The organism is Kitasatospora hibisci (assembly GCF_043950205.1).
Classification (GTDB): domain Bacteria; phylum Actinomycetota; class Actinomycetes; order Streptomycetales; family Streptomycetaceae; genus Kitasatospora; species Kitasatospora hibisci.
Map to the genome: position 1 here is coordinate 2,924,601 of NZ_CP171642.1, position 20,354 is coordinate 2,944,954.

At 71.2% G+C, this 20,354-nt stretch carries 19 protein-coding genes and 4 pseudogenes; 9 read left to right on the forward strand and 14 right to left on the reverse strand.

All coding sequences use genetic code 11. The features are described 5' to 3' along the window. Positions 1 to 566: 566 nt before the first annotated feature. From ACF9IK_RS12400 to ACF9IK_RS12420, 5 genes and pseudogenes are all read right to left on the reverse strand, one after another. Positions 567 to 2,138 (reverse strand): annotated as a pseudogene (locus ACF9IK_RS12400) (putative bifunctional diguanylate cyclase/phosphodiesterase); the annotation flags it as partial. A gap of 369 nt (positions 2,139 to 2,507) precedes the next feature. Next, positions 2,508 to 4,886, reverse strand: coding sequence for an NAD-dependent DNA ligase LigA (gene ligA / locus ACF9IK_RS12405; protein ID WP_395298551.1), 2,379 nt, complete (start codon positions 4,884 to 4,886; stop codon positions 2,508 to 2,510). A 24-nt stretch (positions 4,887 to 4,910) separates the two neighbouring features. Further along, positions 4,911 to 5,939, reverse strand: a complete 1,029-nt coding sequence (locus ACF9IK_RS12410) for a methionine synthase (protein WP_395294277.1) — start codon at positions 5,937 to 5,939, stop codon at positions 4,911 to 4,913. Positions 5,940 to 6,012: 73 nt separating this feature from the next. Then, entirely contained in the window at positions 6,013 to 6,702 is a 690-nt protein-coding gene (locus ACF9IK_RS12415) for an SDR family oxidoreductase (protein WP_395294278.1), read from the reverse strand. 13 nt (positions 6,703 to 6,715) lie between these two features. Next, a complete protein-coding gene (locus ACF9IK_RS12420) occupies positions 6,716 to 7,240 on the reverse strand; it encodes a TIGR00730 family Rossman fold protein (RefSeq protein ID WP_395294279.1) in 525 nt (174 codons plus the stop codon). Positions 7,241 to 7,430: 190 nt separating this feature from the next. Here ACF9IK_RS12420 and ACF9IK_RS12425 point away from each other — a divergent pair, with 190 nt between their 5' ends. Further along, the gene (locus ACF9IK_RS12425) at positions 7,431 to 7,745 is read left to right on the forward strand and encodes a hypothetical protein (protein WP_395294280.1); all 315 of its coding nucleotides are present in this window, start codon (positions 7,431 to 7,433) and stop codon (positions 7,743 to 7,745) included. 38 nt (positions 7,746 to 7,783) lie between these two features. Here ACF9IK_RS12425 and ACF9IK_RS12430 read toward each other — a convergent pair. The 5 genes and pseudogenes from ACF9IK_RS12430 to ACF9IK_RS12450 form a co-directional block, all read right to left on the reverse strand. Continuing rightward, positions 7,784 to 8,236, reverse strand: a pseudogene (locus ACF9IK_RS12430) (NUDIX hydrolase); the annotation flags it as partial. Between the two features lie 10 nt (positions 8,237 to 8,246). Continuing rightward, on the reverse strand, positions 8,247 to 8,822 hold the full coding sequence (locus tag ACF9IK_RS12435; protein WP_395294281.1) for an HD domain-containing protein: 576 nt from the start codon (positions 8,820 to 8,822) through the stop codon (positions 8,247 to 8,249). A gap of 28 nt (positions 8,823 to 8,850) precedes the next feature. Beyond that, positions 8,851 to 9,147: a hypothetical protein gene (locus tag ACF9IK_RS12440; protein WP_395298795.1), complete on the reverse strand. Its 297-nt coding sequence runs from the start codon at positions 9,145 to 9,147 to the stop codon at positions 8,851 to 8,853. 195 nt (positions 9,148 to 9,342) lie between these two features. Next, positions 9,343 to 9,897: a flavoprotein gene (locus ACF9IK_RS12445; protein ID WP_395294282.1), complete on the reverse strand. Its 555-nt coding sequence runs from the start codon at positions 9,895 to 9,897 to the stop codon at positions 9,343 to 9,345. Continuing rightward, positions 9,894 to 10,895 carry a heavy metal transporter CzcB gene (locus tag ACF9IK_RS12450; protein ID WP_395294283.1) on the reverse strand — a complete coding sequence of 334 codons (1,002 nt, stop codon included), beginning with the start codon at positions 10,893 to 10,895 and terminating at the stop codon, positions 9,894 to 9,896. The genes ACF9IK_RS12445 and ACF9IK_RS12450 overlap by 4 nt, the downstream gene beginning before the upstream one ends. Here ACF9IK_RS12450 and ACF9IK_RS12455 point away from each other — a divergent pair. Then, positions 10,800 to 11,794, forward strand: a pseudogene (locus ACF9IK_RS12455) (IS5 family transposase). The gene ACF9IK_RS12450 and the pseudogene ACF9IK_RS12455 sit on opposite strands and share 96 nt — an antisense overlap. A gap of 19 nt (positions 11,795 to 11,813) precedes the next feature. Here the strand turns inward: ACF9IK_RS12455 and ACF9IK_RS12460 are convergent. Further along, a complete protein-coding gene (locus ACF9IK_RS12460) occupies positions 11,814 to 13,028 on the reverse strand; it encodes an RNA-guided endonuclease InsQ/TnpB family protein (protein ID WP_395298428.1) in 1,215 nt (404 codons plus the stop codon). A 25-nt stretch (positions 13,029 to 13,053) separates the two neighbouring features. Here ACF9IK_RS12460 and tnpA point away from each other — a divergent pair, with 25 nt between their 5' ends. From tnpA to ACF9IK_RS12475, 3 genes are all read left to right on the forward strand, one after another. Continuing rightward, entirely contained in the window at positions 13,054 to 13,470 is a 417-nt protein-coding gene (gene tnpA / locus ACF9IK_RS12465) for an IS200/IS605 family transposase (RefSeq protein ID WP_395292292.1), read from the forward strand. Positions 13,471 to 13,735: 265 nt separating this feature from the next. Then, positions 13,736 to 14,191 (forward strand): hypothetical protein, encoded by a 456-nt coding sequence (locus ACF9IK_RS12470; RefSeq protein WP_395292868.1) that lies wholly within the window; start codon positions 13,736 to 13,738, stop codon positions 14,189 to 14,191. A gap of 64 nt (positions 14,192 to 14,255) precedes the next feature. After that, positions 14,256 to 15,095 carry a transposase family protein gene (locus ACF9IK_RS12475; protein ID WP_395292869.1) on the forward strand — a complete coding sequence of 280 codons (840 nt, stop codon included), beginning with the start codon at positions 14,256 to 14,258 and terminating at the stop codon, positions 15,093 to 15,095. An 84-nt stretch (positions 15,096 to 15,179) separates the two neighbouring features. Here the strand turns inward: ACF9IK_RS12475 and ACF9IK_RS12480 are convergent, their stop codons facing one another. Then, on the reverse strand, positions 15,180 to 15,758 hold the full coding sequence (locus ACF9IK_RS12480; RefSeq protein WP_395294284.1) for a helix-turn-helix domain-containing protein: 579 nt from the start codon (positions 15,756 to 15,758) through the stop codon (positions 15,180 to 15,182). Between the two features lie 98 nt (positions 15,759 to 15,856). On the opposite strand from ACF9IK_RS12480, the gene ACF9IK_RS12485 reads away from it, so the two are divergent. The 4 genes and pseudogenes from ACF9IK_RS12485 (at position 15,857) to ACF9IK_RS12500 (ending at position 17,926) form a co-directional block, all read left to right on the forward strand. After that, a complete protein-coding gene (locus ACF9IK_RS12485; protein WP_395294285.1) occupies positions 15,857 to 16,327 on the forward strand; it encodes an ATP-binding protein in 471 nt (156 codons plus the stop codon). After that, positions 16,324 to 16,479, forward strand: a complete 156-nt coding sequence (locus tag ACF9IK_RS12490; protein ID WP_395294286.1) for a hypothetical protein — start codon at positions 16,324 to 16,326, stop codon at positions 16,477 to 16,479. Before ACF9IK_RS12485 ends, ACF9IK_RS12490 begins: the two co-directional genes overlap by 4 nt. Positions 16,480 to 17,067: 588 nt before the next feature. Beyond that, positions 17,068 to 17,175 (forward strand): annotated as a pseudogene (locus ACF9IK_RS12495) (protein-L-isoaspartate(D-aspartate) O-methyltransferase); the annotation flags it as partial. Between the two features lie 94 nt (positions 17,176 to 17,269). Beyond that, a complete protein-coding gene (locus ACF9IK_RS12500; RefSeq protein WP_395294287.1) occupies positions 17,270 to 17,926 on the forward strand; it encodes a hypothetical protein in 657 nt (218 codons plus the stop codon). Here the strand turns inward: ACF9IK_RS12500 and mnmA are convergent. Both mnmA and ACF9IK_RS12510 read right to left on the reverse strand, forming a co-directional pair. Further along, the gene (mnmA, locus tag ACF9IK_RS12505) at positions 17,916 to 19,052 is read right to left on the reverse strand and encodes a tRNA 2-thiouridine(34) synthase MnmA (RefSeq protein ID WP_395294288.1); all 1,137 of its coding nucleotides are present in this window, start codon (positions 19,050 to 19,052) and stop codon (positions 17,916 to 17,918) included. The genes ACF9IK_RS12500 and mnmA overlap by 11 nt on opposite strands. A gap of 44 nt (positions 19,053 to 19,096) precedes the next feature. Next, positions 19,097 to 20,284, reverse strand: coding sequence for a cysteine desulfurase family protein (locus ACF9IK_RS12510; RefSeq protein WP_395294289.1), 1,188 nt, complete (start codon positions 20,282 to 20,284; stop codon positions 19,097 to 19,099). Positions 20,285 to 20,354: the final 70 nt, after the last annotated feature.

The following is a 20,354-nucleotide window of genomic DNA, read 5'->3' on the forward strand; positions in this document are numbered from 1 at the left end:
ATCCTCAGGGTGAGTTCTGGTGAGGCCCGGCGGTGCCGTGGGGCGGTACCGGGCCCGGGCGGGAGCAGCCGGCTCGGCGCTCCCGTCCTCTTGGTCTGTGGCCCCCATCCTATGGGGCACGGCCCGGCCACCGGCCAACGAGTAACGGGCGGGTCCGGTCACCCCGGCGCCCGCGGGCGCTACTGCGGCCCGGTGGGAGCCCAGTTCGGGGTGGCCGGGGCCTGGATCTCCAGCTGTGCGGCCTGCGCCGCCTGGACCACCGGCGGCAGCACCGGCGGTCGCGCCTGCGGCACGGCGGGCGTGGCGGCCGACGGTACCGTCGCCGAGGCGGACGTCGGCACGGACGCCGGAAGCGGGGAGGAGTGGCGCCCCGAGGCCTGCGCGGATGCGGCGACGGAGGCCGCCGCCACGGACGCCGCCGGCACCGGGGGCTTCGGGAACGAGGACGCCGGGAAGGCCGCCGCGACCGGCTGCGCGGACGAGGCGACCGGCGCCGGCACGGGCTGCGGCAGCGGTGGTAACGGCTGCCGCGACTGCAACGGCGCCGGGAGCGGCGCCTGCAGGGACGGCGGGAGCACCGGCGGCGCGGCCGGCGGCAGCGTCGCGGCGGCCATCCGCTCCACCGGCGGGGCGCCGGTGCGGTGCACCCGCAGCCAGGCGGTGGCCTGATCGGCCGGCAGTGCCGCCGACACCAGCCAGCCCTGCACGGCGTCCACACCCAGCCCCTGCAACTGCTCCCAGGTCTCGTCGTCCTCGACGCCCTCGGCGACCACGGTCAGGCCCAGCGAGTGCGCCAGCTCCACCGAGCAGCGGACCACCGCCGCGTCGTGGTCGTCGGCGACCATCCGGGAGACGAAGGAGCGGTCGATCTTCAGCTCGCCGACCGGGAGGCTGCGCAGCCGCACCAGCGAGGAGTGGCCGGTGCCGAAGTCGTCCAGGGACATCCCGACGCCGTAGCCGCGCAGCTCGGCCAGGGTGTCGGCGGCCCGCCGGGAGTCGTCCAGCAGCAACCGTTCGGTGATCTCCAGCTGCAGTGCGTGGGCCGGCACCTGGTGGCGGACCAGATGGCCGGCGACCCGCTGGGCGAAGCCGGGGTTGAGCACGTCCCGCGGCGAGACGTTGACCGCGACCTGCACCTGGAGGCCCTGCTCCCGCCAGTGGGCGAGCTGGCCGACGGCCGCCTCCAGCACGTAGTCGGTCAGCCGGGGCATCAGCCCGCTGGACTCGGCCAGCCCGACGAACTCGTCCGGTGAGACCTTGCCCTGGCCGGGCCGCTCCCAGCGCAGCAGCGCCTCCAGCCCGACCACCCGGCCGTCGAAGGCCACCTTCGGCTGGTAGTGCAGCTGCACCTCGCCGGTCTCCAGCGCCCGCCGGAGGTCCCCGAGCAGCCCTATCCGGTAGGGCGTGTCGGCGTCCTGGGCCTCGTCGTAGCACTCGACCGAGGTCCGGCCGCGCTGGGCGTGGCCCATCGCGACGTCGGCGCGGCGCAGCAGCGCCTCGGCGTCCTGGGCGTGCTGCGGGTAGACGCAGACCCCGGCACTCGCCTCCAGGACGAGCAGCAGCCCGTCCAGCCGGATCGGTGCGGCCAGCTCGGCGATCAACGCCTTGGCGACCCGCTCCAGGGTGCCCGGGCAGCCCACGCCGGGCAGCAGGACGGCGAACTCGTCGCCTCCCATCCGCGCCACCAGCGGCCGTCCGCCCCGGTAGTGCCGGGGCAGCCCGGCGAAGACGTCGTCGATCGACTCCCGGGTGGCGCTGCCGGCCGGGCCGCCCGAGCGCAGCGCCCGGTGCAGCCGGCGGGCGATGTGCACCAGCAGCCGGTCCCCGGCGGTGTGCCCGAGGGTGTCGTTGAGCGACCGGAACCGGTCCAGGTCGAGCAGGATCAGGCCCACGCTGTAGCCCTGCTCGTGCTCGGCGATCGCCTCCTGGGCGGCCAGCAGCAGCGCCTGGCGGTTGGGCAGGTCGGTCAGAGCATCGGTGAGCTGGTCCCGGGCCCGGTCGCGGGCGATCCGCCAGGCGGCGACCAGGACCGCCAGCGGCACCGCGAACAGCGGAAGCAGCTCGGGCTCGTACCGGTACACCAGGACGGCCAGCGGGATGAGCGGTGCGGCGCCGGCCAGCAGTACGCCGAGCAGCAGGACCGCACCCGCCACTCCCTGCGGCGGGCGTGTGGGCGCGCCGCCGGTCGTACGATCCATAAGCCCTGTCCTCCGTCGGGCCCGCCCCGTCAGGCCGCCTTACGGTGAGGCACCGTGCCGGTGCCGGCAGCTGCCGGGCATGAGTGACCCCGCGGAGACCGGCTCAGCCGGTGCCCCCACCCCTGCTGACACTCTGTTGCGCTCCAGGGTATTCCGGGCTCCACCCGGCGGGCAGACTTTCGGACAACCGGAAACGCGCCACCCCGTCCGAGTGCCGCACGGTGACACCATGCCCGCTCCCGGCGTGCGGCACCCGATGACGTTGCATCAGGACGATAACAAGACGGATTCGACGGCTCCGCGCGCGGGTCAGCCCTCCGCGGGGGCCTCCCCGGCGGTGTCCCCGGCGGTGTCCCCGACCGCATCCTCGACGGGCTGCCCGGGGGCCTTGCGGGGGGACTTCTTCGCGGGCGCCTTCTTCACCGGCTCCGCCTCCTCGGGCTCCGGCGGGAGGCCCAGATGCACCCGGGCCGCCGCCGCACCCTGCTCCAGCAGCACGGCGAAGCCCGCGTCGTCCAGGATCGGCAGCCCGAGCTGGACGGCCCTGTCGTACTTGGAGCCGGGGTTGTCGCCGGCCACCACGAAGTGGGTCTTCTTCGACACCGAGCCGGTGACCTTGGCCCCGCGCGAGGTCAGCGCCTCCTTGGCGCCGTCCCGGGTGTGCCCGTCGAGCGTCCCGGTGACGACCACGGTCAGCCCCTCCAGCGGACGCTCGCCCTGCTCCTCGTCGCCCGCCTCCTCGGTGAAGCGGACGCCGGCGGCGCGCCACTTCTCCAGGATCCCGCGGTGCCACTCCTCCTCGTACCACTCCTTGATCGAGCGGGCGATGATCGGCCCGACACCCTCGACCGCGGCCAGCTCCTCCTCGCTCGCCCCGAAGATCCGGTCCAGGTCCCGGAACTCGCGGGCCAGCTCCTGCGCGGCGACCGGGCCGACGTGACGGATCGACAGTCCGTTGAGGAATCGCGCCAGCGGCCGGTCCCTGGCCTTCTCCAGATTGTCCAGGAGCGTCTGGAGCGACTTCTTCGGCGTGCCGGTGGTGGTGGCGAAGAAGGAGACCTTCTTCTCCTCGGCGGTCTTGTCGTCCAGCTTGGGCATGCCGGTCTTCGGGTCGCGAACCAGCACCTTGATCGGCAGCAGCTGCTCGTCGGTCAGGCCGAAGATGTCCCCCTCGTCCTTGACCGGGGCCTCGGCCGGCTCCAGCGGCTGGGTCAGCGCGGTGGCCGCGACGTAGCCGAGGCCCTCGATGTCCAGCGCCGAGCGGCCGCCCAGAAAGGCGATCCGCTCGCGGATCTGGGCCGGGCAGAACTGGGCGTTCGGGCAGCGCAGGTCGATGTCGCCCTCGGCCATCGGGCGCAGTTCGGCCCCGCACTCGTGGCAGTGCGAGGGCATCACGAACTCCTGCTCGGTGCCGTCCCGCAGGTCGTAGACCGGGCCGAGGATCTCCGGGATGACGTCGCCGGCCTTGCGCAGCACCACGGTGTCGCCGAGCAGCACGTCCTTGGCCTTGACGATCTGCTGGTTGTGCAGCGTCGCGTACTGGACCATCGAGCCGGCCACCTTCACCGGCTCGGCCAGCACCGCGTACGGGGTGGCCCGGCCGGTGCGGCCGATGCCGACCTTGATCGCGGCCAGCTTGCCGGTGACCTCCTCCGGCGGGTACTTCCAGGCGATCGCCCAGCGCGGGGACTTGGAGGTGGAGCCGAGCCGGCCCTGGAGGGCGATCTCGTCCACCTTGACCACGACGCCGTCGATCTCGTGCTCGACCGAGTGCCGCTGCTCGCCGAACTGCCTGATGAAGGCGCGGACCTCGTCGAGCGTCCCCACCACCTTGTTGTGCCGGGCGGTCGGCAGCCCCCAGTCGTGGAGCAGCCGGTAGGCGTGCGACTGGTTGTCGATGTCGAGGCCGACCCGGGCGCCGATGCCGTGCACCACCATGTGCAGCGGACGGGAAGCGGTGACGTGCGGGTCCTTCTGCCGCAGCGAGCCGGCGGCGGCGTTGCGCGGGTTCATGAACAGCCGGATCATCGCCCGGGGGCGCTTGCCCTCCCTGGCGCGCTCCTCGTTCTCCTGCCGGCGGCGCTCGTTCTCCTCCGAGAACGAGGCGTTGAGCGCCTCGAACGCCTCGGTCGGGAAGTAGACCTCGCCGCGGATCTCGACCAGCTCGGGGACGTTCTCCCCCTTGAGCTGGTGCGGGATCTCCTTGATGGTGCGGACGTTGGCCGTGATGTCCTCGCCGACCCGGCCGTCGCCGCGGGTCGCGGCCTGCACCAACGTCCCGTTCTCGTAGGTGAGGTTGACGGCCAGGCCGTCCACCTTGAGCTCGCAGAGGTAGTGGTACTCGATGCCGGCCAGCTCGGCCGCGACCCGCTCGGCCCAGGCGGCGAGCTCGTCGTCGTCCATCGCGTTGTCCAGGCTGAGCAGCCGCTCGCGGTGCTCGACCGCGGCGAAGAGGTCGGCGACGACCGCGCCGCCGACCTTCCGGCTCGGCGAGTCCGGCGTGCGCAGCGCCGGGTGCTCGTCCTCCAGTCCCTCCAGCTCGCGCATCAGGGCGTCGAACTCGGCGTCGCTGACGATCGGCGCGTCCTGCTCGTAGTAGCGGGCGCGGTGGTCCTCGATCTCGGCCGCCAGCTCGGCGTGCCGCCTGCGCACCTCCGCCGGGACGTCCTCCCAGCCCTCGACAGCCACCACCGCAAGCCCTCCGTTAACGTCTCATTCCGGGTTGTCCACCAGGCTCTGCGCCGCCCGCACGCTGAGTGACAGTGCCTGGCGCGCGTAGGACGGGGAGGCCCCGGCCAGCCCGCAGGCAGGCGTCACCAGCACGCGCCGGCCCAGCAGCTCCGGGGAGAACCCGAGCCTGCGCCACAACGTCCTGACACCCTGGACACTACCGGCAGGGTCCGACACCGCCTTTGATTGAGCGGCGGCCTGGTCGGTGGCCGGGACCACGCCGGCGAGGATCGCGGTGCCGCCCTCGACCGCCTCGCCGAGGTCGTCGTCCTCACGCTCCGTCAGCAGCGAGAAGTCGAGCGAGATCCCGGCGGCCCCGGCCCGGCGCAGCAGCGGGATCGGCACCTGCGGCGCGCAGCTGTGCACCACCACCGGTGCGTCGACGCCGCGGATCAGTTCGCGCAGGTTCTCCTCGGCGATCTGCCGGTCGACCGCGCGCAGCCGCTGGAAGCCGCTGGCGGTCTTCACCGAGCCGGCCAGCACGGCCGGCAGCGAGGGCTCGTCGAGCTGGAGCACCACCTCGGCGCCGGGGATCCGCTTGCGGACGTCGGCGAGGTGGCGGCGCAGGCCCTCGGCGAGCGAGCCGGCGATGTCGCGGCAGGCGCCGGGGTCGGCGAGCGCCTTCTCGCCGTGCTTGAGCTCGACCGAGGCGGCCAGCGTCCACGGACCGACGGCCTGGACCTTCAGCGCACCCCGGTGGCCCTGGGTGAACTCCTCCAGCGCGTCGAGGTCCTCGCCGAGCCAGGAGTGGGCGCGGCGGGTGTCGCGGCCGGGACGGTCGGTGAAGCGCCAGCCGCTGGGCTCGGTCTGTGCGAACAGCTCGACCAGCAGGCCGGCACTGCGCCCGATCATGTCCGCCCCCGGCCCGCGGGCGGGCAGCTCGGGGAGGAACGGCAGGTGCTCCAGGGCCCCGGTGGAGGTCTTCGCGGCCTCCCGCGCGTCGGTGCCGGGCAGCGAGCCGACGCCGGTGGCGGCGCCGTGCAGATCGGGGAAGGGATGTCCGTTGCTCACCTGCCCGAGCCTAGTGCGCGGGAGCGGGAAGCCGGACCGGCGACTTCCCGCTCCGGGACCCGGCGCCCGGGGTTCAGCTCCCGGGACGGACGGTGATCTCGGTGACGTGCGCGTCGCGGGAGGCCTCCAGTGCGGCGATCACGGCCTTGGCCACCGACTCCGGCGCGATCCAGCGCCCGGCGTCGTACTCCCGGCCCTCCTGCTGGTGCACCTTGGCCTGCATCGGGGTGGCGGTGCGGCCCGGGTAGACGGAGGTGACCCGGATGCCGGCGGCGGACTCCTCCAGGCGCAGCGAGTCGGCGAGCGCCTTCAGCCCGTGCTTGCTGGCCGCGTACGCCGACCAGTCGGCGTGGGCGTTGAGGCCGGCGCCGGAGTTGACGAAGACCACGTGGCCCCTGGCCAGCCGCAGCGAGGGCAGCAGCAGCCGGGTCAGCTCCGCGGGGGCGACCAGGTTGACGTTCAGGGTCTGCTGCCAGGCCTTGACCGGCAGCTCGCCGACCGGGCCCAGCTCGACCACGCCGGCGACGTGCAGCAGCGAGTCCAGCTCGACGGGCAGCGCCTGGTGGCCGAAGGCCCAGGAGAGCTTGGCCGGGTCGGCGAGGTCGCCGACCAGGGTCTTCGCCCCGGGGAAGCGCTCGCGCAGTTCGGCGGCCCGGCGGGCGTCGCGGGCCAGCAGCCAGAGGTCGTCCCCGCGCTCGGCGAGGCGCTCGGCCAGGACGGCGCCGATGCCGGAGCCCGCGCCGGTGATCAGATGTGCAGCCATGGCGTCGATCCTCTCAGGCCTTGAGCTGCGCGAAGACCTCGGCGGGGGTGTCGGCGAAGGTGATCAGCTCGCCGAGCGGGCGGGGCAGGAAGCCCTCGGCGTCCATCCGCTCCAGCTGGGTCCGCAGGCCGGCGTAGAAGCCCTCGGTGTCCAGCACGACCACCGGCTTCTCGTGCAGCGCGTGCTTCTTCAGCTCCAGCACCTCGGTGACCTCGTCGAGGGTGCCGAGGCCGCCGACCAGGACGACGACCGCGTCGGCGCGCATCAGCAGCTGCGCCTTCCGCTCGGCCAGGTCGCGGGTGACGACGAACTCGTCGGCGCCGTCGTAGCCCTTGTGCTTGAGCAGTTCGACCTGCACACCGACGAGCCGCCCGCCGGCCGCCTTCACCCCGTCGGCGAGCAGGCCCATCAGTCCGGCGGCGGAGCCGCCCCACACCAGGGTGTGCCCGCCCTCGCCGAGGAGCCGGGCGAACTCGGCGGCGGGGGCGGTGTAGCGGTCGTCGAGGGAGTACGCGGAGCAGAAGACAGTGATGTTCATAGTGGTCATCGGTCTATCACGTGCCCGGCGCCCACTCACGGCCTTTTCCGCCCCACCGGTCCTCCCCCGCACCGGGAGTGGTTCGCCCACTACCCGGTGGCGTCACGGGCGTGGTAGTTGTCATATTCACGCCATTGTCGTGGCTGGTGAACGACGGTTCGCCGCGCACGCACCCGCGAAGGGGACCCTGATGACCCGCCTGCCGGGGACCGACCGCGTCCACGCCACCGACCTCTACGGCTGCCCGTCCGGTGCCGTCTGCATCTACGCCCGGGACCAGCCCGCCGGCAGCGGCACCCTGACCGACACCTACTGGTCGGCCGGCGCCCACAACCTGTCCGACCACTACGGCTGGCACTGGGTGGTCAACAACCGGCACGGCGGCGCCGGCGCGACGCTCTGCCACCGCTTCGACGGCGGCGACTGCACCGGCCCCACCATTCCCGCCGGCAGCTGGGTCGCCGCCGACCTCGGCCCGGTCCACTCCATCCGCCTCGACCCGTGACGGGCGGCTACCCGACGGGAGGCACCTGCCCCCCCGGGCAGGCGCCGGCCGTCATGCGTCCGGATGCTCGGTGCGGCGTCGTCCACCCGGAGAGCATCCAGCATCCGTACGGCGTAGACCTCGGCCATGCACTCCGACACCTCGGCCGGCAGGAGCCAGTCGACGCCGATCGACTCGTCCGAGAGCCGCTCGACGCCCCCCTCTGGGCGGCAGCGGAACACCAGCGCGACGATGCCGCGGGCCACGTTCTTGTAGACCCCGGTCAAGCGCTCCACCCGGACCTTGATCCCGGTCTCCTCGAACACTTCACGCCGCACCCCCTCCTCCGGCGCCCCCGAGAGCTCCAGGACCCCACCCGGAGGCTCCCAAGTACCGTTGTCCGCACGCCGAATCGCCAGCACCCGGCCGTCCTCGCGCACCACCACACCCGCGACGGAGACCGAGTAGAGCGGCGACGCGTCCGGGGCGATATCGGTCATGGCCACGAGCATAGGTGCGGGACTACCCGAGGTAGACCTTCTGCCACTCCAGCGAGGTCATCGAGAGCGCCGCCTCGGCGAGTTGCCGAGCCGAGTCGGTCTTCAGGCTGCCGAGACTGCTGTCGATCCAGGGCTGCACGTTCCGATAGCCCTGTTCCCGGTACTCGACGGCCTGGATCAGACATTCCAGCTTGTCGGCATCGTGCGCGACGACCACCTCCAGGCTCTCGCCGTTCTCGTACTCCTCGACGATCGCCTGGACACCGGCCACTACGGCTGGGTGGGCAGCGCTGACCTGATCGGCGGTGACCCGCTCATTGGAGGCGGCGGTCAGGTATCGCCGCCCGATGTGCGGGATGTCGCCGACGCGGGTCTCCTGCGTGTCATGGAAGAGGCAGAGCAGCGCGACCTTCGCCGGATCGGCGCCCTCCATCATCGCGAGGACCGCACCGACGACCCCGGTACGGAAGGAGTGTTCGGCGATCGTCTCGGGGTCCTTCACCCCGGCGATCCACCAGCCCGACCGCTTCGCCCGCTTGAGCACCCCCGCCTCGAAGAGGTAGCCCGCCGTACCCTTCGCCTGCCCGCCTTCTGTCATTACTGCCCTTTCGCCGCGCCCGGTCCCGTCACCACGCCTCTACACCGTCACGCAGATATCGGATGCCGCCGTCTGTGATCGCCCGGAGGGCGGCGTTCAGCCGGTTCCGTTGGCGTGCCCGCAAGCGGTCGGCTACCTCAGCCGCCGGGAGGAACACTGCCTCGGACAACTCGTCGTCGCATGGGCGCACCCCTGCTGCCAGGTTCGGCCCGAGGATGCCCGCGTCAAAGATGAACGCGATCTGGTCGTCCCACGGCCCGTGCGGTGCCACCCAGTCCACGACCAGCAGGCGATGGATGGTGATCTCCCACGCCCAGCTCTTCACGCAGTTCGCGTACTGCGGCCTCGTCCGGTGGCTCGTTGGCCTCCACCATGCCCCCGGGAGGTCCCAGCCCTCCTTGTAGATCGGGTTGACGGTCAGACGCGACCGGCCTGGTCACGCAGGATCACGTCCGCCGCGACACGCTTGCGGGCCTGCCGGGCATTGCCCTCGGCGAGATGGGCGCTCCAGGCGTCGGTGTCAGTGGGCACGGAACTCACGTCCGGCGACCTTGGGGCGGAGGAGATCGAGAACGTAGGTCCAGTTGTACTTGTCGCGCCCTCCAACAGACTTGGGCTTGTGGGGCACGTAGTCGCCGATCAGGACGCCCATCGACCGGAGGCGCCCCAAGCTCTCCCCGTACGCCGGGTGGGCGGCCTGGGCGGAGTTCACGTAGGGCTGGACGGCCACCGGGATGCCCAGTCCGTATGCCTCGCAGAGGATGCCGAGCGCGAGCGTGTCAGAGATCCCTGCGGCCCACTTGTTGATTGTGTTGAACGTGGCAGGGGCGACCGCGATGGCGTCGGCCGGGGGCAGCGGCTGCGGGGTGCTCGGCGTGCGCCAAGCCGAGCGGATCGGATAGCCGGTCTGGGCCTCGATGGCCTTCTGGTCAATGAAGTCGAGGGCGCTGGGGGTGACGATCACGCCGACCTTCCAACTCTCGGCGTGGGCGGCTGCGATCAGCTCGCCCACGCCGTCGGCGATGCCCGAAGCGCAGACGACGACATAGAGGAACGCATCACGGTGCTCGATCAAACCTCGACTCCCAACTCCTTGCAGAAACGTTGAAGCTCCGGGACCGTACCGCGCCTGTCACGCGCGGCCATGTCGCCGACCAGATCCAGAACGCTCGGACGTCGGCGAATGTCCTCTGATGCACAGCTCTCAGCGATCCTGAGCGCTCGGCATCCTTCGGCCAGTCTTCCTTGTTGACTGTAGGCGCGTGCAGCGTCCACCCAGAGCGCAGCCCGTCGCTCTGGAACGGGGATGCGGCGGCGCATCAGGGGTTGGGCGGCCTCCAGCGCCACGCCTGCGTCGCCGAGAACCACAGCGGAGCTGACTGCATGGAGCGCGACGTTGGTGGGGCTGAAGTTCGCCCAGGAGTCCGGGCCGTCGAGGTTGACATAACGCGCGACCTCCTTGGCTTCGGCCAGGAATCCCGCAGCTGTCGCGCGGTCGCCGCCCGCGCTCGCTGCGGTGACGCCGCGGAGAAGCAGGAGCCCGAACGCGGCGAGGTACTGGGGCGATCTCCGGTCGTAGCCACCGGCGAGTTGGTCTGCCGTGTGACGGATCAGGCCAACGGCGGGCACCATGTGCCGATCGCGAGCAAGGGCGTGCGCCTGGACGCGAACGCTGGAAGCCACCACCACCGGATCACCGCTCCGTTCTGCCTCAGCGATGGCCCGACCGACCGCAAGCCAGGCGGTGCCTTGATCACCGAGCTTGAGCAGCAGGCTCACCGCGGTTTGGTAGGCCGTCGCCAGCATGCCGGACAAAGTCTGATCGTCACCTAGGGCCACCTGCTGGGCTTGCCGGAGATCGGCGATCAACTGCGGCAGATTGACTTCCGCTCCCCGCCCTAGGGCCTGTTTCAAGTTCAGATCTTCGGTTTCGCCGTTTCCGGACGCTCGGCGGTTGCGTCCTGGTAGAAGTTCGGCGTGACGCGTGGTGATCTGACTGATGCCGAGTGGGAGTTGGTGGAGCCGTTTCTGCCGTTGGGCGAGCGCGGCCCGATCCCGGACCTGCGCAGGCACTTCAACGCGGTGATGTGGCGGTTTCGGACCGGGAGTCCGTGGCGTGACATCCCTGAACGCTACGGCTCCTGGTCGACCGTCTATGGCCGGTTCCAGCTCTGGGCGCTGTCGGGCACCTTCCAGACGCTGATGGACGGGATGATCGCCGAGGCCGCCGCTCGGGGGCAGGTCGATCTCAGCCTGGTCAGCGTGGACTCCACAGTCGCCCGCGCACACCACCACGCGGCCGGTATGGTCGTCGACTCCGCGCTCCTGGAGGAGCTGGAGAAGGCCGTCGCGGAGGAAAAGGGGCTTCGCGAAAGGGGCAAAATGCCTCGTTAGCGGAGGCGGCACCCCCTGTCGACGACCCGGCACGTGAGGAACGCCGCCGTGTCCGCCGGCGCCGTAGAGCCCGGCTACGGGCGGCCGAACTGGGCCGCTCGCGCGGTGGGCTGACCACCAAGACCCACCTCGCGGCCGAGCGCCGCTGCCGGCCACTGTCGTTCGTCCTCACGCCCGGACAGTCTGCTGACAGCCCGCGCTTCATCGAGGTGGTCGAGCGAATCAAGGTCCGCGTCCCGGTCGGCCGACCCCGCACCCGACCCGACGCGATAGCCGGCGACAAGGCCTACTCCTCCCGCGCCAACCGCAACTACCTGCGCCGCCGCCGGATCAGGGCGGTCATCCCGGAGAAGGCCGACCAGGCCGCCAATCGTAAGAAGCGGGGTTCACGCGGCGGTCGCCCCGTTGCCCACGATCAGGAGCTCTACAAGGAGCGCAGCACCGTCGAACGCTGCATCAACAAGATCAAGGAGTGGCGGGGCCTGGCCACGCGCTATGACAAGACCCCCGCCAGCTACCTCGCCGGACTCCACCTGCGCGGTGCCGTCATCTGGCTCCGCAGCCTCAAACCCGAATGATCCGAACTTGGAACAGGCCCTAAAGGGCGGGGATTCCTACCACGGTCGTCTGACCGTCTCGGTGGGTTCCTGCTTCTTCGCGCTGTGCGGGGACGGGTCCCCGGCTTACCCGCGCTCGACAGGCTGACACCGCCAGTCCGGCGGCCGTGGCTATGTTGACGGCGGCGTTGACGTCCCGGTCCAGCCAGACGCCGCACGCCTGGCACTGCCAGACGCGGATGTTCAGCGGCTTGGGGCCGTCCTTGACGCCGCAGTGGGAGCAAACCTGGGAGGTCGGCTCGAAGCGGCCGATCTTGATCAGGTTCCGGCCGTACTTCGCGGCCTTGTACTCCAGCATGGTGACGAACGCCGACCATCCGGCGTCGTGCACGGACTTGGCGAGCCGTGTGCGGGCGAGTCCCTTGACCGCCAGGTCTTCCACCGCGATTGCTTGGTTCTCGCGAATCAGTCCGGTGGAGACCTGGTGGTGGAACTCGCGCCGGGCGTCGGCCACCCGTGCGTGGTTGCGAGCGACCTTGTGACGGGCCTTCTCGCGGTTCTTGCTGCCCTTGGCCTTACGGGACAGGGCTTGCTGTGCGCGTTTGAGCTTCTTCTCTGCGCGCCGGAGGAACTTCGGGGCGTCGATCTTCCGCCCGTCCGAGAGGACGGCGAAGTGTCCGAGGCCGAGATCGAGACCGGTGACCGGTTCGGTCTCGGGAAGGATCTCGGGGTCCGTCTCGACAACGAAGCTGGCGAAGTACCGGCCTGCGCTGTCCTTGATCACCGTCACCGAGGATGGCACGGACGGCAAGGCGCGGGACCACTTCACCCGCACGTCGCCGATCTTCGGCAGCGATAGGTCGCCGCCCGGTGTGATCTTCCATCGGGCGTTCGCGGTGAAGCGGATCGCCTGCCGGGTGTCCTTGCGGGACTTGAACCGGGGCGGTCCCATCTTCGGGCGCATGCCCTTGAGGCCGTCGAAGAAGTTCCGGTAGGCGGTGTCCAGGTCCCGGAGGGACTGTTGCAGCACCACGGCGGACACCTCGCCGAGCCATGCCCGTTCGGGGGTGTTCTTCGCGGCCGTGAGCTGCTTGGACAGCTCGCCGGACGGGATGAACGGCAGCCCGGCGGCGCGGGCGGTCTCACGTGCCCGGAGGGCATCATTGAAGGCCACCCGTGCACACCCGAACGCCCTGGCCAGCGCGGAACGCTGAGGCCCGTTCGGGTACACGCGGAAGCTGTACCTGAGCTGCACGGTCAGCACCGTACCATTTTGGTTTATGGCTGAGTATCAGAACATCCGCACTGGTCGGCACTGCGCTTTCGCCCTGCATGCGCACTTGGTTTTCGTGACGAAGTACCGTCACAAGGTGTTCGCCGAGCGGCATCTGACCCGGCTCGAAGAGATCATGCGGGACGTGTGCGCCGACTTCGAGGTGGAGTTGGTCGAGTTCAACGGCGAGAACAACCACGTCCACCTGCTGGTGAACTTCCCGCCGAAGGTCGCCCTGTCCAAGCTGGTCAACTCGCTCAAAGGCGTCAGCTCGCGCCGGCTGCGGCAGGAGTACCCCGAGCTGGTCAAGCACTACTGGCGGGCACAGCGTCTGTGGTCCGGTTCGTACTTCGCCGGATCAGTCGGCGGCGCGCCGCTGTCGATAGTCCGGCAGTACATCGAGCAGCAGAACCGTCCGGCTTGACGGTCTGCGGTGGGCACCGTCCACAGTGCGGGAGGGTGCCCACCGCACAGGTCAGAGCAGGGTTCAGAATCGCTTCACCACCGGGCTGAAGCCCGGTGCACTGAGTGGTGTGCATCGTGAAGGTGCAGGTCACGGGCCTGGTGTGATTCCGTGGCGGGATGCTCGTGCTGGTCGCGGGCGGCAGTCTGTCGGGTAGATCGTCTGGCAGGGAGGTCTTCGCGGGTTCTGGTCTGTTCCCGTCCGCGATGCTCGTACGCTCCCGGGCATGGTGGACCCCGAGGTGCTGGAACGGATCGCCGCGCGCCGCGCGGAACTGGACGGACTGGAAGAAGGGCTGGTCAAGCAGCTGGACCGGGTGCGGGCCGAGCGGGACGAACTCGCGGTCACCGAGCGGGTCCTGGCACGGATGGGCGAGCGGATCGCCGAGGAGCGGGCTGCCGCCGCGCCGACGTCGGCGCAGGTCGGCGGGCGTGCGGTGCTGCTTGTCCCGCACCGGAGCGACGGCGTGAACGAGGCCGCGCTTCCCGGTGACTACCGCCGGATTCTGTCGATCGTGCGGGCTGCCGGCGGTCCGGTGCAGGTGCGGGCGGTGGGCGAGGAGCTGGGCCTTCAGGTGGAGGTGCGCGGGAAGCTGGAGCCGCTGCGGGCGAAGCTGGTCAAACTCGCTGACCGCGGCTGGCTGCACAAACGCGGCGACGGGAAGTTCACCGCACGCCTGTAGCCGCGCCGGATGCAGGCACCCGTGAGGCGTAACCAGCGGGCCCTCGACGGCGGTTGAGTTTGGTGTGAAGAAAGACAACGGTCTCGCCGAGGGCCCTGACGGTCTTGTCTACACCGCCCGCCTGCCGCTGTCGAGCGCCACCTTGAACTGGCTCGCCGACCTGATACGCGGCCACTGCAAGAAGATCGGCTCCAGGTGGCGGGCCCTGCCCGCGGGAAGGATCGCCGGGATCGTGCTGGCGGTGCTGCGCTGTGACCAGCGGCCCGGCGACCTGGCCGGCGGGAACGGGGTGCATCGCACCACCGTCACCCGGTGGGTGCGGGAGGTCGTCGGACTGTTGGCCGCCCGTGCCCCGCGCCTGGACCGGGCGTTGAAGAAGATCGCCCGATCGGGTGGCGGGGTGGTGCTGCTGGACGGCTCCCTGATACGCACCCGCCGCCGCACCGGGACCGCGAACCGGAAGAACTACTCCGGCAAGCACAAGTGCCACGGCCTGCTCGTGATCGCACTCACCGACGACCGGGGTCGACTCGTGTGGATCTCCGCGGTCCGGCCCGGACGCACCTCGGAGATCACCGCCTGCCGCCACGACAAACTCACCGCTCATCTGCGCGCGGCCGGCCTCGGCGCGATCGCCGACCTGGGTTTCGTCGGCCTCGACGACAGCGCCCCGGACACCGACCCGGCGGTGATCACCGGCTACAAGGCCGCCCGCAACCGACCCCTGACCAGGGGGCAGAAGCTGTCCAACAAGGCGTTGGCCGCGGTCCGGGCCCCGGTCGAGCACGGCTTCGCGCACCTGAAGAACTGGCGCGTGCTCGGCAAGGTCCGCACCGACCCGAAGTGGGCGACCGCGCTGGTGCGGGCCCTGCTGGTCCTGACGAACCGGGAAGTCGCCCGCTGACCGACGATCTTCGCCGAAGTCATCCGCCCATGACCAGCGCGAGCACGCCGACATCGACGCACACCAGGCCTGTGACCTGCACCTTCACGATGCACACCACTCACTGCGATTAGTCCAGGTAGCTTCAAGTTCAGCGTATCGGCAGGAGTAGAAGTGCCTGCGGGCCCGAGACAACCGGGCCGCGAGCGCAGTTCGTGACTGTGGTGGGCGATCAGAGCGGACGGGCCCCGGTAGAAGCTCCTGAACGAGGTCCACGCCCACACACGGATGGCTTGCCGGAGCCGCGAGTGCAACGACACTCGCGGCCAGAAAGCTGCGACGGTGCATATCGTCCGCCCTACTGTCCGTACTGCTGAATGCGAGGCCGAGGCTGGCCAGGGGAATGTCAAGCACGGCTGCAACAGCCCGCAGGACGCCAACGTCATGCGTCCCGTTGCCACTCTCCAGGCGGCTGATCTTCGACTGGTGGTATCCCAGCTCGGAAGCCACATCTGCCTGAGATCGGCCGCTGAGCACCCTCGCCCGGCGAATAACCTCGCTGGGCGAGAGCGCAGCGGAATGTGTGCTGGCCGTCCACGACATGGGCTTCTCCTGCTGACACCGATCACACCCGATACGCCAAGCGTAGTCGCCCCGCAACAACCAGTGATGCATGATCTGCATGAGTCATGCACAGCGCGCTTGCGACCCAACCCCAGTGCATCGAAGTGCAGTTGCCTAGTCGTCAGCAGCCTCACCCCCATTCACAAGGAGAAGCGCTGATGACCCTCCTCCCGGAAGCCGTGAGCGACAGCGCCTTGCTCCGACGGAACCAGAGCCCGAGAGCCCCCATGGCCGTCGCACCGGCGACCGTCCGCCTGCCGTACCGGCCCGAGTCCGTCGCCGCTGCGCGTCGCTTCGTCACGGCGAAGTTCAGGGAGTGGAGTCTGGACGACTTGATGGACGACGCCACCGTGATCGTCAGTGAGCTGGCTACCAACGCCGTGAAGACAGGCTGCTTGACCCGCATGCTCGTTGGCGTGCGGCGGCCAAGCGACCGAGTCGTCCGCATCCTCGTGGGCGACGGCTCCCGTTCGATGCCCGTGATGGTCGAGACCGGGCCCGGCCACACCTCCGGCCGAGGCCTGGCGATGGTCCACAAACTCACGGCCGGCCGCTGGGGCGTCACTCCCCTTCCCCTCGGGAAGGTCATTCACGCCGACCTCACGGCCTCCGAGCCGGATTCCCGGTGAACGCGAAGCTGCCGGACCGCAGTCCCGGCTTCGACGATCCGCCGCCCTCCGTCCCCGAGCCCGTTCAGGTCTGGGCTGCTTACGGAGTGTCCGCGGCGGCCGGGCTCCACCTTGTCGTCGCGGCCCTGGTGCTGATCAACCGCACCCACTGATCCCCCGCCCGCGCCGTCGGGGCGGCGCGGGCGGGATCACCACGCACGTCCCCTCCGACAGGGAGCACCTTCATGCCCGAATCCGAACCGAAACCGGCTCGCCCCAAGCCGTCCAGCCCGCCCACGCCCCGGCCGCCGGACCGGTAGCGGCACGCCACACCAGCACCCGACAACCGGCGACGAAACACCTGGAGAGCCCATGGCCTGGGGAACCGACAAGAACAGCGGCGGCAAGCACGGGGGCAAGAAGTGACGAACCCCGCGCATCGACCGGAGCAGGCCGCCACCCGCGGCCTGCTCCGGGCCGTCGGCGAAGCACTCGGCGGCCCGGTTCCCAGCGAGTGGAAGGAAGCGATCAAGGCTGTCCCGCGCCATCGCTTCCTCCCCGAGCGGATCTGGCTGGAGGACGGCCACGGCGGCTACGAGCCGTGCGACCTCGAAGCCGATCACGAGCGGTGGTTCGACGCGGCCTACTCGGACCTGCCGATCGTCACCCAGGTCAATGACGGCCAGGCATCGGACGACCCGGCCGATCCGGCGGATGTCCGGCCCTCCTCCTCCGCCTCGGCTCCCTCGATCGTCGTCCGGATGCTCCACGGCCTCGACGTCCGGCCCGGCATGAAGGTACTGGAGATCGGCACCGGTACGGGCTGGAACGCCGCACTCCTCGCCCACCGCCTCGGCGCCGGGAGCGTCGCCTCGGTCGAGATCGACCCCGAGGCCGCACGGCAGGCCGGGGCGTCGCTGAACGCGGCAGGCCGGGGCGTCGCTGAACGCGGCAGGCCTGGATGTGGACGTCCTCTGCGGGGACGGCTCCCTCGGCTGGGGCCACCGGCAGCCGTACGACCGCATCATCTCGACCTGCTCGGTCCGCCGCGTGCCCTGGCCCTGGATCGACCAGACCAGGCCCGGAGGCGTCATCCTCACCCCATGGGACAACCCGATGATCTGCTGGGGTCTGCTCCGCCTCACCGTCGACCAGGACCGAGCCCAGGGCCGGTTCAGCCCGCACTCGGCGTTCATGCTCATGCGCAGCCAGCGGCAGGACCTGCGGATCTTCCGCGATGTGGTCCGGGACGACCACGTCCCCGACGAGTCCAGGACGACGCTGTCGCCGTCGAAGATCACCGGAGACCGCTGGGAGGCCCGTTTCGCCGTCGGACTGCGCCTCGGCGACGTGTGGACCGCCTGGGAGGACGGCGAGGAGCGGCTCTGGGTCGCGACGACGGACGCGCGCTCCTGGGCGGCCGTCGACCGGGACGACGCCGGCTTCACCGTCTGGCAGCACGGCCCGCGCCGGCTCTGGGACGAGGTCGAGGCCGCCCACCGCTGGTGGGAGGAGCACGGCAGCCCGGGGCCCGAGCGTTTCGGCCTGACCGTCACCGGCCGACGGCAGTGGACCTGGCTGGACCACCCCGCACGGGTGGCCGGAGCCGTCAGGCCTTGACGGCGGGCCGTTCCGTCGTCGCGATGGTGGCGGAGCCCACGACCCGGGTGCCGTCGTACAGGACCACGGCCTGGCCGGCGGCGATGCCGCGGGCCGGGGTGTCCAGTCGGACGCGGAGTTCGCCGTCGACGACCGAGGCCTCGACCGGCACCTCGCCGCCGTGGGCGCGCAGCTGCGCCGTGTAGCGGCCGTCGGCCAGCGGCTCGGTGCCGCACCAGCGCGGACGGATGGCGGTCAGCGCGGTCACGTCCAGGCCCTCGACCGGTCCGACCGTGACGGTGTTGTTCACCGGCGAGATGTCGAGCACGTACCGCGGCTTGCCGTCGGCCGCCGGGCGGCCGATCCGCAGGCCCTTGCGCTGGCCGATGGTGAAGCCGTACGCGCCGTCGTGCTCGCCGAGCTTGGTGCCGTCCACGTCGAGGATGTCGCCGGTCGCGGAACCGAGGTGCTTGGCCAGGAAGCCCTGGGTGTCGCCGTCCGCGATGAAGCAGATGTCGTGGCTGTCCGGCTTCTTCGCGACGGCCAGGCCCCGGCGCTCGGCCTCCTCGCGGATGGCGTCCTTGGTGGTGTCGCCGAGCGGGAAGAGCGAGTGGGCCAGCTGGTCGGCGTCGAGCACGCCGAGCACGTAGGACTGGTCCTTGGCCGCGTCCGCGGCGCGGTGCAGCTGCCGCTCCCCCGAGGGCAGGTCGACGATCCGGGCGTAGTGGCCGGTGCAGACGGCGTCGAAGCCGAGCGCGATCGCCTTGTCCAGCAGGGCGGCGAACTTGATCTTCTCGTTGCAGCGCAGGCACGGGTTGGGCGTGCGGCCGGCCGCGTACTCGGCGACGAAGTCGTCGATGACGTCCTCGCGGAACCGCTCGGCGAGGTCCCAGACGTAGAAGGGGATGCCGATCACGTCGGCGGCCCGGCGGGCGTCGCGGGAGTCCTCGATCGTGCAGCAGCCGCGGGCCCCGGTACGGAAGGACTGCGGATTGGCCGACAACGCCAGGTGCACGCCGGTGACCTCGTGCCCGGCTTCGACCGCACGGGCGGCGGCGACGGCGGAGTCCACCCCGCCGGACATCGCGGCGAGCACCCGCAGGCGGCCTGTGGACGGGGCGGTCGGGGCACCGGGGAAGTCAGTCATGATGCCTCCAAGAGTACGTGCTCGGCGCGGACGCACCGCCGGGATCACCGGGCGCGCGCGGCCGCCGCCAGACCGGCGTTGCGGGCCCGCTGGACGGCCGGGGCGATCGCCGCGGCGAGCGCGTCGACGTCGTCGCGGGTGGATGTGTGGCCGAGCGAGAACCGCAGCGAGGCCCGGGCCGACACCGGGTCGACGCCCATCGCCAGCAGGACGTGGCTGGGCTGCGGCACCCCGGCCGAGCAGGCCGAGCCGGTGGAGCACTCGATGCCCTGCGCGTCGAGCAGCATCAGCAGCGCGTCGCCCTCGCAGCCGGGGAAGGAGAAGTGCGCGTTGGCCGGCAGCCGGCCCTCGGCCGCCGGGTCGCCGTTGAGCACCGCGTCCGGGACGGCGGCCAGCACCGCGGCGACCAGTTCGTCCCGCAGCCCGCCGAGCACCGCCGCGTGCTCCGCCCGCCGCTCGACGGCCAGTGCCGCCGCGGTCGCGAAGCCGGCGGACGCCGGGGCGTCCAGCGTGCCGGAGCGGACGTCGCGCTCCTGGCCACCGCCGTGCAGCAGCGGAACCGGAGCGGCGCCGCGCGACAGCAGCAGCGCGCCGATGCCGAACGGGCCGCCGATCTTGTGACCGGTGACGGTGAGCGCGGTGAGCCCCGACTCGGCGAAGGAGACCGGCACCTGACCGAGCGCCTGGACCGCGTCGGCGTGCATCGGGATGCCGAACTCGGCTGCGATGGATGCCAGTTCGGCGACCGGCTGGACAGTGCCGACCTCGTTGTTGGCCCACATCACGGTGACCAGCGCGACCGACGCCGGGTCGCGCTCGATCGCCTCGCGCAGCGCCGTCGGGTGGACCCGGCCGAGGCCGTCGACCGGCAGGTACTCGACCGTCGCGCCCTCGTGCTCGGAGAGCCAGTGCACCGCGTCCAGCACCGCGTGGTGCTCGACCGGGCTGCTGAGCACCCTGGTCCGGGCCGGATCGGCAGCCCGCCGGGCCCAGTACAGGCCCTTCACGGCCAGGTTGTCGGACTCGGTGCCGCCGCCGGTGAGGACGATCTCGCTGGGGCGAGCGCCCAGCGACTCGGCCAGCGACTCACGGGCCTCCTCGACCACGCGGCGGGCCCGCCGACCGGCAGCGTGCAGGGAGGAGGCGTTGCCGACGACCCCCAGGTGCGCCGTCATCGCGGCGATCGCCTCGGGCAGCATCGGCGTGGTCGCCGCATGGTCCAGGTATGGCATAACCATCCGATTGTAGAGGGCCGCCGGACCGCCCCCGGGCCGGCGTCGTGCCCGGGGCCGCGCGAACGAA